The organism is Sporomusa malonica (genome assembly GCF_900176355.1).
In the GTDB taxonomy this organism is placed as follows: domain Bacteria; phylum Bacillota; class Negativicutes; order Sporomusales; family Sporomusaceae; genus Sporomusa; species Sporomusa malonica.
The window spans coordinates 41,686-55,456 of the sequence record NZ_FWXI01000010.1 but is presented as its reverse complement, the minus strand read 5'-3'; the positions used below and the strand labels follow the sequence as shown (position 1 = coordinate 55,456).

General features: G+C 47.2%; 12 protein-coding genes. 9 read left to right on the top strand and 3 right to left on the bottom strand.

Annotated elements, in window-relative coordinates; translation table 11 throughout:
- Nucleotides 1–256: 256 nt before the first annotated feature.
- The gene (locus tag B9A22_RS12855) at nt 257–943 is read left to right on the top strand and encodes a TerC family protein (RefSeq protein ID WP_084576134.1); all 687 of its coding nucleotides are present in this window, start codon (nt 257–259) and stop codon (nt 941–943) included.
- Nucleotides 867–2,021 (top strand): sugar diacid recognition domain-containing protein, encoded by a 1,155-nt coding sequence (locus B9A22_RS12850; RefSeq protein ID WP_245823979.1) that lies wholly within the window; start codon nt 867–869, stop codon nt 2,019–2,021. The genes B9A22_RS12855 and B9A22_RS12850 overlap by 77 nt, the downstream gene beginning before the upstream one ends.
- A gap of 110 nt (nt 2,022–2,131) precedes the next feature.
- Here the strand turns inward: B9A22_RS12850 and B9A22_RS12845 are convergent, their stop codons facing one another.
- The 3 genes from B9A22_RS12845 to B9A22_RS12835 form a co-directional block, all read right to left on the bottom strand.
- Complete coding sequence (locus B9A22_RS12845) at nt 2,132–3,460, bottom strand: (Fe-S)-binding protein (protein ID WP_084576132.1); 1,329 nt, start codon at nt 3,458–3,460, stop codon at nt 2,132–2,134.
- Between the two features lies 1 nt (nt 3,461).
- Complete coding sequence (locus B9A22_RS12840; protein ID WP_084576131.1) at nt 3,462–4,844, bottom strand: FAD-binding oxidoreductase; 1,383 nt, start codon at nt 4,842–4,844, stop codon at nt 3,462–3,464.
- A gap of 169 nt (nt 4,845–5,013) precedes the next feature.
- Nucleotides 5,014–5,670: a response regulator gene (locus B9A22_RS12835; RefSeq protein ID WP_084576130.1), complete on the bottom strand. Its 657-nt coding sequence runs from the start codon at nt 5,668–5,670 to the stop codon at nt 5,014–5,016.
- A 142-nt stretch (nt 5,671–5,812) separates the two neighbouring features.
- Here B9A22_RS12835 and hyfB point away from each other — a divergent pair, with 142 nt between their 5' ends.
- The 7 genes from hyfB to sdaAB are packed head-to-tail and all read left to right on the top strand — an operon-like array spanning nt 5,813 to nt 13,766.
- Complete coding sequence (gene hyfB / locus B9A22_RS12830) at nt 5,813–7,843, top strand: hydrogenase 4 subunit B (RefSeq protein ID WP_217805948.1); 2,031 nt, start codon at nt 5,813–5,815, stop codon at nt 7,841–7,843.
- 5 nt (nt 7,844–7,848) lie between these two features.
- Entirely contained in the window at nt 7,849–8,736 is an 888-nt protein-coding gene (locus B9A22_RS12825) for a respiratory chain complex I subunit 1 family protein (protein ID WP_245823978.1), read from the top strand.
- Nucleotides 8,737–8,752: 16 nt separating this feature from the next.
- Complete coding sequence (locus tag B9A22_RS12820) at nt 8,753–9,379, top strand: hydrogenase (RefSeq protein WP_084576129.1); 627 nt, start codon at nt 8,753–8,755, stop codon at nt 9,377–9,379.
- Nucleotides 9,380–9,383: 4 nt separating this feature from the next.
- Nucleotides 9,384–10,859, top strand: a complete 1,476-nt coding sequence (locus tag B9A22_RS12815) for a hydrogenase 4 subunit F (protein ID WP_084576128.1) — start codon at nt 9,384–9,386, stop codon at nt 10,857–10,859.
- A complete protein-coding gene (locus B9A22_RS12810) occupies nt 10,856–12,367 on the top strand; it encodes a hydrogenase large subunit (RefSeq protein ID WP_084576127.1) in 1,512 nt (503 codons plus the stop codon). Before B9A22_RS12815 ends, B9A22_RS12810 begins: the two co-directional genes overlap by 4 nt.
- Nucleotides 12,368–12,378: 11 nt before the next feature.
- The gene (locus B9A22_RS12805; RefSeq protein ID WP_084576126.1) at nt 12,379–13,101 is read left to right on the top strand and encodes an NADH-quinone oxidoreductase subunit B family protein; all 723 of its coding nucleotides are present in this window, start codon (nt 12,379–12,381) and stop codon (nt 13,099–13,101) included.
- Nucleotides 13,101–13,766, top strand: coding sequence for an L-serine ammonia-lyase, iron-sulfur-dependent subunit beta (sdaAB, locus tag B9A22_RS12800; protein WP_084576125.1), 666 nt, complete (start codon nt 13,101–13,103; stop codon nt 13,764–13,766). The genes B9A22_RS12805 and sdaAB overlap by 1 nt, the downstream gene beginning before the upstream one ends.
- Nucleotides 13,767–13,771 lie beyond the last annotated feature (5 nt).

The window sequence follows — 13,771 nt, the reverse complement described above, 5'->3', positions numbered from 1 at the left end:
GGGGAGTAACTGACAGGCACAGTCAACAATCCTGCACGTTGTGCATGGCTATGTCGTTGGAGCAGTCCAATAGTGAGACCTTTAGTATATTGCCGAATATACTACACCAAGGTCTTATTGCTATTTAATATAGGAGAGGACCTTGCCGTTGTTGACGGAAAGGTCCTTAGTTATTGAGAGGGGGAATTGCAGGGATATATATTAGATTTGATAAATAGACTATTATAAGGCAAACATATTTTGAGGGGGTATTTCGATGGAACTATTGATAGCGTTAGGCAGTATTACGCTCATAAACCTAATACTAAGCGGTGATAACGCTGTAGTCATAGCTCTGGCTAGTAGAAACCTGCCCCATGATCAGCGTAAGAAAGCTGTGCTATGGGGCAGCGCCGGGGCTGTAATACTGAGGATTTTGCTTACTCTGGTTGCCGCGCTTTTACTTAAGATTCCCTATGTACAGTTTCTTGGTGGAGTGGCCTTGGTATATATTGCGGTAAATTTGCTTGGTGACGAACATAAAGAGGTTTCTTGTGAGGGTGCAAATAGTTTTAGAGGAGCCATTAAAACCATTATTTTTGCCGATCTGATAATGAGCCTTGATAATGTACTAGCTATTGCCGGTGTAGCAGATGGTCATATAGGATTATTAATCTTTGGTCTTGCGTTAAGTGTACCGCTGGTGGTATTCGGCAGTCAGTTATTAATGAAGCTTATGGACAAATACCCGATTATTATTTATATCGGTGCAGCCATTCTTGCATGGACAGCTGCCAAGATGATGGTTGCCGATGCTGTACTGGGCGTGTGGTTCAAACCATATGCGCTGCTGCTTGAGGCAGGCGTCACATTGTTTGTTTTGGCCTTTGGCTATTGGCGTAAAAAGAATGCCGCAGCAAAAGATCACACATCTGTGTCTGGTGAAAATAACCATGGAACTTGATCCCCGGTTTGCCCAGTCGCTTGTTGATATTGTAGCGGCAGAACTTAATAAAAATGTAAATATTACCAATAATCATGGCGTCATCATCGCTTCGTTCAGCAAAGAACGGGTATCTCATATCCATGAAGCGGCCGCGCGCATGCTGACCAGCGGACCGATTCGGGAGTTTTCGGTTACGACCAATGATGAATCCCGTCTCAAAGGCGTACGACAAGGTTTTAATGTGCCGATTATGTTCGGCGATGGCTGTGTCGGGGTCATCGGTGTTACCGGTGTCCCTGACACGGCGGCGCCCTATGCCCGCCTTGCTGCCAAGTTTGTTGAAGCGGCATTGGAGTCTAATGCCAGGCAGGAAAAACTGGTGCGGGCGCTTAAGGAGAAAGAAGAGCTTCAGTCGATTCTCTTAAATAAGATAATTAGTGTCCAGGAAGAGGAACGCAAAAAGATTTCTCGGGAATTGCATGATGAGACCAGCCAGGCGCTGACATCAATTATTGTCGGACTGAGAGTATTGTCTGAACATGTACAGAGCGAAGGCGAGCGGGAAAAAATCCTGGAGATGCGGGACTTAGCGGTAAAAACGCTGGAAGATGTTCATCATCTTGCTGTACAGCTTAGGCCGGCGCTATTAGACGATTTAGGTTTGGTAGCGGCTACACAAAAATACATTGAAAATTATTCAAGGCAGTACAATATTCCGCTAGAGCTTAATGTACTAAATTTATCGCGAGAGCGGTTTCGACCGGAAATCGAGATTACGTTGTACCGGATTTTGCAAGAGGCGTTAACGAATATTGCCAAACACGCCAGTGCTACTCAGGTTATGGTGACGCTAAAAAAACAGCGGACTAAACTTATATTGATAATTAAAGATAATGGTATGGGATTCAATGCTGATATTTTAAGCGGCGTTGGCAGCGATACCTGTCTTGGCATTCACGGTATGCACGAACGGATTGCCTTGTTGTCTGGTGAATTTTATATTGATTCGGCTGAAGGGGAAGGCACAGTTATTACTGTAGAGATTCCGCTTAAGCGTCATAAAAAAGCAGAAAGCGGTTTGGGCCAAGCCCATTAACCGCTTTCTGCTTTTTGCCTGAATTATGAGGTTACAACACGAATGCTCATGATGACTATGGGGGTGAGTCAGACCATCCAGCATCATCGGTGAACATAAGTGAGTAATCTCTATTTCTTTTGGCCTGCTTTATAAGCCTTATCCAAAATTTGAATAACATGGACTACATCCTGGTTCATGTTATTCTGAACAAGGCCGTCAATTATATGCATCCGGCAGGTGCCACAGCTTGTAGCTACCGTGTCGGCTTTTGTTGAAGCAATATTACTGATTTTACGGTCATTGATTTTTCGCGATATTTCATAGTTTGCGAGGCTGAATGAGCCGCCTGATCCGCAGCAGCGATCAGCATCTTTCATTTCTACGAACGTTAAACCGGGGATGGATTTCAATACCTCACGCGGCTGAGCTGTGACTTTGATACCACGCGCCATGTGGCAGGGGTCATGCATCGTCACAGTGGTGTTAACAGGACCAAGTTTACTTTTATCAATTTTAACAACATCAATTAAGAACTGACTGATTTCGTAAGTCTTTTTGGCCATTTTTTCAGCTCTGGCTTTCATGCCCGGATCATCATGGAACAGTTCGACAAACTCGATTTTCCAGGCTTCGGTACAGGAGCCGCAGGCCGCAATAATATAATCAACATTATATTGTTCGAAGACCTCAATGTTGTGTTTGGCTAAAAGTTTAGCTGATTCAACATCGCCGGACATGAAGATGGGGGTGCCGCAGCAATGCTGCAGGGCAGGCATAACAATTTCGATGTTGTTTGCTTTTAGTACATCAATGACTGCCTGGCCTACATCGGTATAAATATAGTTAATTGTACAGCCGGTAAAGAAACCGACTTTCATTTTAGGCTTATCAACTTTAATGGTTTCAGGATGCTGGTTTCTCAGCGGCGAGGCGGCAAAGGGTGCTGTTACCCGCTTTTTGTCGAGACCTGGCATAGGAAAACGGGCGACTGCTGCCATGGGACGTGGAAGTTTTTTAAAGCTCAACGGGCCGAAGATACCAGCCATTCTAAGTGCTAAATCAAACATAGCCCGGCTCTTTAGTAAGTTAAATACTTGTTTCTTTATAGGATGCAGACCGCGTGCTTTTACAGCAGCCTGTCGACCACGTACAATGAGCTCGTCGGCCGGTACACCACAAGGACATTTTACTGTACATGCTTTACAGGATACACATTTGGTCATCCACTTATCAAAGTTTTCACTAATAGGAATCTTGCCGCTTAATACCGCTTCCATAAGCGCCAGTTTACCTCTGGCAACAGCTGTTTCGGTGCCCAGTTCCTTATAGATAGGACACACCTCCATACAGTTGCCGCACTTCATACAGTTAGCAAGTGCGTCCTGGAGGTCAGCTAATAGCGCTTTATCGTGCTCATTAATAGCCTCTGCTGTAATAGGTTTATTGGTATCGCTCATTTTAACACTCTCCCACAAGTTTGCCAGGATTCAAAATGAGGTTAGGGTCAAGGGCTCGTTTGATATTTCTCATAGCTTCCATAGCTACTGGGCCGAATTGGTCTTCCATATATTTAAGTTTTCCAAGGCCGATACCATGTTCGCCGGAAAGTGTGCCGCCCAGTTTAATGGCAGTGCCGAAGATTTCATCCATGGCTTTATATACGCGATCCATTTCCTCTTTGTCACGGATATCGCAAACAATTGTTGGATGCATATTGCCATCGCCAGCATGTCCGAAGGTGCCAATAGTCACATTATATTTTTTGGCAATCTCGTTTACGGCGCGAATCATATCAGGAACTTTGTTCCGGGGAACAGTAGCGTCTTCCACAAAGGTGGTGGGGCGAAGCTTAGCCAGAGCTGGAAGAGCAGCACGGCGGGCGGCCCACAGCTTGTCCCGTTCTGCGGCGTCTTTAGCCATTCTTACTTCGTCAGCTTTGTTGGTTTTTAACACTTCCATAACTTTAGCGGCTTCTTTTTCTACAACTTCAGGAATGCCGTCAACCTCGATTAAGAGTACTGCCTCAGCATCTGTTGGCAATCCGACTTTTGCGTAATCTTCAACAGTGCGGATGGTAGGGTTATCCATGATCTCAAGTGTTGCGGGAATAATTTTGGCAGCGATAATGGCAGCAATGGCGTTACCTGCATTGTCAAGGCTTTTAAAAATGGCCATCATGCTCTTTTTGGCCTCAGGAGCAGGTACCAGTTTCACAATAATCTTGGTAATTACTCCTAAAGTGCCTTCTGCACCGGTAAAGAGCTTGGTCATATCATAACCGGATACGTCTTTTACGTTCTTACCGCCGACATTCATAACCTGCCCATTGGCAAGTACAACTTCAAGACCCATTACATAATGTTTTGTTACGCCATATTTGAGTCCACGCAGGCCACCGGCATTTTCAGAAACAGTGCCACCTAAAGTTGCGGTAGTTACTGTGCCAGGATCAGGTGGATAAATAAGGCCATAGGTTTCAACTGCTTTATTAAGGTCGGACACTATGACTCCAGGCTCAGCTACAGCCACCAGGTTTTCAGTGTCGATTTCGATGAGTTTATTCATACGTGTCATGAGGAGGACAATGCCGCCTTTGGTAGGAACAGTACCGGCGCTTAAATTGGTACCAGAGCCACGGGTATACACGGGGATTTTTGCGTTGTTGGCTAAGGATAATACTTTTGATATTTCTTCCGTAGTAGCAGGTTTGACAACAACGTCAGGCATGTGAGAAAAACCGGGAGTAGCGTCATAAGAGTAGCAGTGCAGGTCCTCCACGCTTGTCAGCACGTGTTCATCGCCAACTATTTTCTTGAGAGCGTCGATATGTTGTTGTTGCATTTGCTCATACCCCTTTATTTTTTAAATTTTCACAACTTAAAAGACGTACAACTTTACTCCCTATTTTCGCTAAATTTTGCACAAAAGTAAATCAGGTACTTACCGTAAAATCAAGTAAGAAACTACTGTAGGTGCATGTAGGGTAAAATCCGACAAAAAGTAGTAATTTTCACATATTAATCAGTTTATATTGGAGGGCATAGTTGACAAGTTCAGATTTTTTTCGCACATTAAGTTTATTCATAATCCTTGAGCGGTACGTGTCGACTGTTTTGGCGCTTAGTGATAGTTGCTCAGCAATTTCACTATTAGTATGGCCCTGTGCTAACAATCTAAGTACTTGGCGTTCCCGGCTGCTTAAAAGAGTATAAGGGTCGCGTTGGTCATGTTTTTCGTCGTTTACCTGCAGGAGACTATTAAGCAGCGTTTGCGACATAGATTCATTCAGGTACTTTTTACCTGAATGAATCTTTATTATGCCTTCGACTAGTTCAGTGTCTGCAGATTTTTTTAACACATAACCGTCAGCACCAGCCCGCATAACTTCTTTAATGTATTCATTATCATCATACATGGTTAAGACAAGAATACGGCAAGGGAGACCGCGGGATTTTATTTCCTTAATACAGTCGACGCCGCTCATGACTGGCATAGATATGTCCAGAAGAAGTACATCAGGACGGAGGTCTTCTACCATAGTAAATGCCTGCTGGCCATCGCCGGCTTCGCCAATTACGTCAAATAATGGTGAACAGTTCAGCAATGCTTTAAGTCCGGAACGCAGTACTGCATGGTCGTCAGCGATAACAATACGTATCTTTTCCATTTGTGTATCCTCCATTAAAATGGTTATTATGTCAAACTTATGCAAAATTTTCAAAATTTTTATCCACATAGGCATATTATTATGTTACAATGATATAGTGTAGAAGATCAATCAATATTTACCTTAAGCGGAGGCGGTTACTGTGATTGCCGAGTTATTACTGTATTTATCGCTAGTTTCTTTTCTTACAGGTGTACTGTCACCATTTCTCACTAATAAGAAGAAAATAGTCAACTATGTTGCACATGGAATGGCAGCGCTGGGATGTCTAGCGGTCATACTGTGTGCAATTTTTGTTTTTGATGGCGGCAAAGTTGACTTAGCGGTGCCATGGGCTATGCCTTTTGGGTTAATACATATCAGGCTGGACTATCTGGCGGCGTACTTTTTACTGGTCATTGGGGTGGTAGGGTGCGCAGCAAGCGTCTATGCCATCGGCTATAGCCGGGAGTACTACCGGGATGGCCGGCGCTATCAGCTAATGGTGGCGCTTTATAATGCTTTTTTGCTATCGATGGTTTTGGTTGTCAGCGTTAGTCATGTGACGGCATTCATCGTTGTATGGGAAATTATGGCGGTAACCTCTTTTTTCTTGGTCAACCATGAATATGAACAGGCTGAAACCGGACGGGCAGCGTTTGTGTATATCGTCATGACACATATTGGGACAGCCTTTATTATCACGGCCTTTTTGTTGCTGGCACATAAGGCGGGCAGCCTGGATTTCGCCAGTTTTGTTCGGGCGGCAGGCAGTCTGGACAGCTGGACCAAGAATACGGTGTTTTTATGCGCACTTATTGGATTTGGTGCAAAAGCTGGTATTATTCCCCTGCATATCTGGCTGCCACGGGCACATCCGGCAGCTCCTAGCCATGTGTCAGCGCTGATGTCAGGGGTTATGATTAAGACCGCTATTTATGGTTTGTGCCGGTTTTTCTTCGATTTTCTAGGGGTGGGCCCAATGTGGTGGGGAGTGCTTATTTTGGTACTGGCCGTTGCCTCATCAGTGCTCGGTGTCTTGTATGCGCTTATGGAGAACGATTTGAAACGCCTATTGGCGTATTCCAGTGTTGAAAATATTGGGATAATCTTGCTGGGGATAGGGGCAGGGATGATCTTTACTGCTAAGGGGCAGGGTGTTTTGGCGGCACTGGCTTGGGGGGCGGCACTTTACCATGTGCTTAACCATGCTATATTTAAGTCAATGCTTTTCATGGGGGCGGGGGCAGTACTTAAATCCGCCCATACTAAAGACACTGAGCAATTAGGCGGGCTTATCAAGAAGATGCCCTATACCGCTCTATGCTTTTTAGCAGGCGTTGCCGCTATTTCAGCGTTGCCGCCAATGAACGGTTTTGTTAGCGAATGGCTGACATTTCAGGCATTATTTTACTTGCCGCAAGCCTTGGCTGGAGTCACTGGCAAGGTGATTGGCGCGCTATTAGTCGCGCTGCTAGGTCTTACCGGAGCGTTGGCTGCTGCTTGCTTTGTCAAAGCTTTTGGCGTGACCTTTTTAGCTAAGCCGCGGAGCATTCATGCTGAACAGGCCAAGGAAGTTGAGTTAGCAATGATTGTCCCGATGGCGGTACTTTCAGTTTTGTGCATATTGCTTGGATTGTGGCCTGAACCAGTTAGTTACATGCTTAAGCAGGTTTTGGCCAGTGCGGCAGGGGTTGACGTTTTTCAGGCTTTTTCCGCCACTAGCTGGTATGCAACTGGAATTTTGTCCCCAGTAGCTAACACTAGCATTCAAATGCCTGTCATAGCGGCACTTGCCATTTTGGGAGGAGTGGCTGCAATGGCGATATACCGCCTGTATGGCAAGCCGCAGGTAGTTACCAGCGAGACCTGGACGTGCGGCATTGTGCCGACTGCCAAGATGGAATATACGGCCACTGGCTTTTCCAAGCCAATTAGGATGGCTTTTCGTGCCATCCTGCGACCGCAGCGGGAAACGCTGGTTGATACCAATCCTAATCGTTACTTTGGCCGGCGGTTGAGTTATCATGTCAGTATAACTGATATCTTTAACGAGGTTTACCGGCCTATTAATACCGGCATAATAAATGCCGCCCGGTTTATGAAAGCAATTCAAACTGGCAGCGTGCAGCTTTATATTGGCTACATTACGGCCATAACGGTGATTGCGCTCATCTTAACTACAAGGTGGTGAATGGTTTGGAACAAATAACATCAGTATTTATTAGTATTGCTTATGCTCTAATTATTATGGTGTGTGCACCGCTGGTGGCCGGAATTATCAAGACAGCTAAAGCTGGCCTGCAAAACCGGCGTGGGCCGTTAATTTTGCAACCCTACTATGATATACTCAAGCTGCTGCAAAAGGATAGTGTGCAGTCGCCAACCACGTCATGGATATTTACACTGGCTCCGTATGTTTACTTTGCCGGGGCTTTTGGCGCGGCAGCGTTATTGCCAGCAGGCGACTTATTTGCGCTTATTTATCTTCTGGCTGCCGGTCGTTTTTTTCTGGCGCTAGCCTCGCTTGACGCTGGCAGCGCTTTTGGCGGCATGGGCGGTTCGCGCGAAATGTTCATCAATGTGCTAGTTGAACCCATGCTGCTATTAGCGATGCTTACCGTAGCGGGACAGGCCGGTTCAACAGGTCTGGCGGCCATGTCAGGCGCGGCGGCGTCGGCTCCGTTGTCACTGCCTTACATATTTTCCGCCAGTGCTTTTCTGATCCTATTATTGGCCGAGACTGGGCGTATTCCGATTGATAACCCCGATACTCATCTGGAACTTACCATGATCCATGAGGGTATGGTGCTTGAGTACTCAGGACGCTGGCTGGGTCTGATTTTTTGGGCGTCTGCTATCAAGCAGCTGGTATTTATTATTTTATTCATTACACTGTTTCTTCCTTGGCAGCCAGGCGGGGTATCCCCGGCTACGACGTTATTATGGACAGCTGGCAAGGTGGTATTTGCAGCATTGCTGCTAGCGACCATTGAAACTAGTACGAATAAGATGAGGTTGTTTAAAGTGCCTGGGTTTATTGGAGTGGCTGGCATGCTGGCGCTTCTTGCGCTGGTAGCCCAGTAAGAGGGGGACTTAGGTCATGAACTTGCTTATTATAATTCTATTGTTATTAGCGCTCTTATTGAGCCGGGTGACCAATCTCAAGACAGCAGTTAATATTCTCTTGGCCCAGTCGGCTATGGTGGCGCTGGCGTGTGCCATTGTAGCTGTGGAAACCGGCGAGGTTCATACTTATGCCGCCGCCGCATTTACGCTCATTTTTAAAGCCGGATTAATTCCATACGCCCTTTTTCGCATTGTTCGAATGCTGCGGCGTGAAAGGGAAAGCAATCCTATTTTGAGCCCTAATTATTCGGTAATGGTAGCCGGGATCATGATTGTGTTGGCATACGGACTGATTGACCGGGCGCTGCCAGGTGTGGTCAGCCGCGATGCGCTGGCTGCTGCTGTAGCCATGATGTTAATCGGTCTGACCATGATGATGACTAAGCGGCAGGCGGTACTGCAGATTGTTGGCCTGATAACAATGGAGAACGGCCTATATCTAGTAGGGCTTTCAGTAACTAAGGGGCTGCCGCTGATTATTGAATTTGGCGTGTTCTTGGATGTACTAGTGGCTGTAGTGGTACTGGTTATCTTAACCTACCGTCTGAAACGTTCTTTTATGTCTACTGACACCAGTGTGTTAAAAAAGTTAAAGGGATGATACTATGGAGCAATTGATTGTTCTGGCGCTTGTATTGCCACTTATGACCGGCGCTCTCGCCATGGCGCAGTCCAGACAAGAGGCCATCCGCTGTATTAGCTTAACAGGCAGCAGTCTGACTAGCTTGGTCTTATTAACTATTGTTTATCACGTAGCGACAGTAGGGAAAATTCATGTCGGCCAACTCTATGTTGACCATTTGTCAGCAGTTGTGCTTATGGTGGTTGCTGTGCTGACATTTACGGCTGCGTTGTTTTCCCTTTCCTATATGAAGCAGGAGATAGAGCATGGGCATATTTCGCTGAAAATGCTAAAACGGTATTACGGACTGGTTAGTTTGTTCACTTTTACCATGATTTGTGTACTGATGGCTGAGAACATGGGGATGATATGGGTAGCGGTCGAAGCCACTACGCTAAGTACGGCATTGCTTGTAGCTTTTTATTTTGACAGGGCGGCGCTTGAAGCTGCCTGGAAATATGTTATGGTGTGCACTGTCGGAATATGCTTTGCGCTTTTGGGCACTATTCTCCTTTATTATGCCCAAGTCAATGCTGGCATTGCCGGCGGGCAAGGCTTAAGCTGGCTGGCGCTTAAAGAAGTTAGCAACAGGCTAGACCCTGGCATGGTTAAATTAGCGTTTGTTTTTATTTTAATCGGCTATGGAACTAAGGCAGGTTTAGCCCCTATGCATACATGGCTGCCTGATGCTCACAGCCAGGCACCTTCGCCTGTTAGCGGTCTGCTGTCAGGAGCGCTATTAAGCTGTGCCTTATATGCCATTATCCGCACAGTTGTTATTGTCAAAGGTGCCTTGGGTGCTGCTTTTCCCGAACAGTTTTTAATTGGTTTCGGTTTGCTGTCAATAGTTATTGCTGTTCCGTTTATCATGGTTCAGCATGACCTTAAGCGACTATTGGCCTATTCAAGCATTGAACATATGGGGCTTATTACGCTGGGGGTAGGCATTGGTACGCCGCTCGCTGTGTATGGTGCGCTGCTGCACCTTATCAACCATGCTGTGACTAAGTCCGCGCTGTTTTATCTTGCAGGACTAGTGATTCAGCAGTACGGGACCAAGCATATTATGCGCATCAGGGGACTGGTGACCGCCGCACCTATGATGGGCACCATGTTTGTTGTTTCTGTGTTAGCTATTGCCGGATTACCGCCGTTTAGCATCTTTTTTAGCAAGTTCACAATTGTATGGGCAGCCTTTCAGTCAGGCAGCCCTTGGTTAGGGGCTATGGTATTACTCTTGATGGCGGCTATTTTTGCCGGTATGATCTATTACACGCTGAAAATTGGATTTGGCCCATTGCCCAGCCGTGTTTCTACTGATTACCGGCCGGGCAGACCTGCGATATCTGCAGTGTCACTGTCTATGGTGTTAATGATTGTTGCCGGACTGTACCTGCCACCATGGCTTGATGGGCTTATTAACCAGGCAGTGGCCATTGTAACAGGAGGGGAACTATGACAGGTACTTTGCAAATTATTCCGGCGGCAACTCTCAGAGCAGCTGCCACTGTAGTCAGCCATGGCGGCCAGTACCGACTGATAGCTATGTTCGCCAATGACGAACGCCTAGCCAACGGTTATTTCGCCATTTACGCAATTTTTGCCGGTAGCCGGGAACCAGCCTTTAAAACAATTAAAGCTACCATAAAACAAGATGAACCGCCCGAGTTTCCGTCGCTTACGCCGCTTATGGCGTCAGCAGCCTGGTATGAACGGGAAATCCACGACTTGTTTGGCTTAACGCCGCTGGGGCATCCTGATCTAAGGCCGCTGGTGCTGCATGAAAACTGGCCGCAGGGAGTGTATCCGCTACGTAAGGATTTTACGTATGATACGCCTATGCCAGAAGGCGGCAGTGAGTACATAGTACCGCCTGTACAGGGCGAGGGGGTATTTGAAGTGCCGGTTGGACCTATCCATGCCGGCATAATTGAGCCAGGTCATTTCCGCTTTAGTCAAGCTGGCGAAAATATCATTAATCTTGAGGCTAAACTGTTTTTTACTCATCGCGGCATTGAAAAAGCTGTTGAAGGCTTGCCGTTTACTATGGCGTTATATCGGGCCGAGCGCATTTGTGGCGCGTGTTCGGTTGCTAATACACTGGCCTATGTTCAAGCTGTTGAGGCGATGGCTGGAGCCGAAGTTCCGGTCAAGGGGCAATACCTTAGAGTACTCGCTGCGGAGCTTGAACGGCTTTATAACCATGTTGGCGATATCGGCAATCTGTGTGCTGGCTTGGGTTTTGCTCCTGTTGTCAGCCATGGATCGCGTCTTAAAGAACAACTCATGCGCCTAAATGAACGCCTGACCGGTAATCGATTCTTGCGTGGATGGGTGGCCTTGGGCGGTGTTGGTATGGATATAACGAGCGTTATGGTGAAAGATATTCAGCAGACGCTTGCCGGACTGACCAAGGACTTCTCCGGTGTTCTTGATCTCTTACGCAATAATGATTCTTTTTTGGATAGGGTTAATACAACCGGTATTCTGCCGTATCAGGCTGCCGTTGATTTGGGTGTTGTCGGTGTTGCCGCAAGAGCGTCAGGAATTGACAGCGATGTACGGCGGGATTTCCCCTATGCCGCTTATCAGGACTTTAGGTTCAGTGTGCCTGTGTATACCAGCTGCGATGTAGCCGCCCGTCTGTGGGTACGGGCTGATGAAGCAGCTGAGTCGGCCAAGATTGTCAGCCAAGTTCTTGACAGCTTGCCTAGCGGTAAGTTTAAGGGTGACTTACCACCAGTAAAACCGTATTCGACAGCATTCAGCATGACCGAATCGCCGCGAGGTTCAAGCCTGCACTGGCTTATGGCTGGTGAGAGCGGCAAAATCTACCGCTATTTTGTCCGTTCGGCCTCGTATCCAAACTGGCCGGCGCTTACTGTAGCAGCTCCGGGGAACATTATTCCGGATTTTCCCCTTGTTAATAAAAGTTTCGAACTATGCTATGCGTGTCTTGACCGTTAAGGGGGGATAATATGCTTAACTTGCTGATGAAAATAGTAAGAACAGGCCGGGTAACCGAACACCATGACAGCGGGACGACTATCCCGCCGCGTTTTAGAGGCAAGGTGGCGTGGAAAGACAGCCAGTGCCGCAGCTGCGAAATATGCCGTGAAGCTTGCCCTACTGGCGCCATAGCTTTCAGCAATGGCCAGTTGGTAGTAGATAACAATGCTTGCATTTTTTGTGGTCGCTGTAGTGAGGTTTGTGAGCATAATGCATTAGGCCACACGGCTGAGTATCAGTTGGCTGTGCTAAGAGACCACCTGTCTGAAAAAATTAAGGCAACTCTGAAGCGTTCGCTTCACATCCGTCATGTTGATGCCGGGTCCTGCAATGCCTGTGATTGGGAAATGACGGCATTGAATAACCCTGTCTATGATTTGCAGCAATACGGCATTGATTTCGTGGCTTCGCCGCGTCATGCCGATATGATAATGGTTACCGGAGTAGTGACCCGTAATCTCACTCAAGCACTTACAATGACATATGAGGCAGTGCCAGCACCTAAGCTGGTCATGGCAGTAGGTGCTTGTGCTGCCAGTGGCAAAGTTTTTGGCAATAGCTATGCAATTCGTGGTGCTGCTGATACAATAGTTCCTGTCGATATTTACGTGCCAGGCTGTCCGCCGCGTCCGGCGGCACTCATCTATGGACTGTTGCTGGCACTAGACCGACTAGGAGGTAACCACAAGTAATGAACATTTTTGATATTATCGGTCCGGTTATGGTTGGTCCGTCCAGCTCCCATACCGCTGGGGCAGTACGGCTAGGTAATGCTGCCCGGGCTATTCTCGGGCAGCCAGTTGCAGAGGCCATGATTGCCCTCCACGGCTCATTCGCTCAGACTGGTCGGGGGCATGGCACCGATTTGGCGCTGATCGCCGGGCTGATGGGCTGGCCGACCGATGATTTGAGGATTCCGAAGGCCTTTGACTATGCCAGGGAAGCCGGGCTTCAGTATTCTTTCCGGAATATTAATGTCGGCGATGCCGCTCATCCTAACTTTGTCAAGTTTTGGCTGAGAGGGCAGGACAGAGCCGAGAGCCAGGTGGCCGGAGCGTCCGTTGGTGGCGGCCGGGTGGTAATTAGCGAGGTTGATGGTTTTCCGCTCGAATTTACCGGTGATTTCCCGACAATTCTTACGCTGCATGAGGATCGTCCCGGAGCGGTGTCTGAGGTGACAGGTATTTTGTCCAAACGTGGTGTTAATATTGCCCAGATGCGCGTGTTTAGAAGAAATAAAGGCGGCTTGGCCAGTATGGTACTTGAAACCGACCAGCCGGTTGATGACGCTGATATTGCGGCTGTGGCTGAACTAGCGATGATTAGAGCTGTACGCTGCATTAACGCCATTAGCTGATAAGG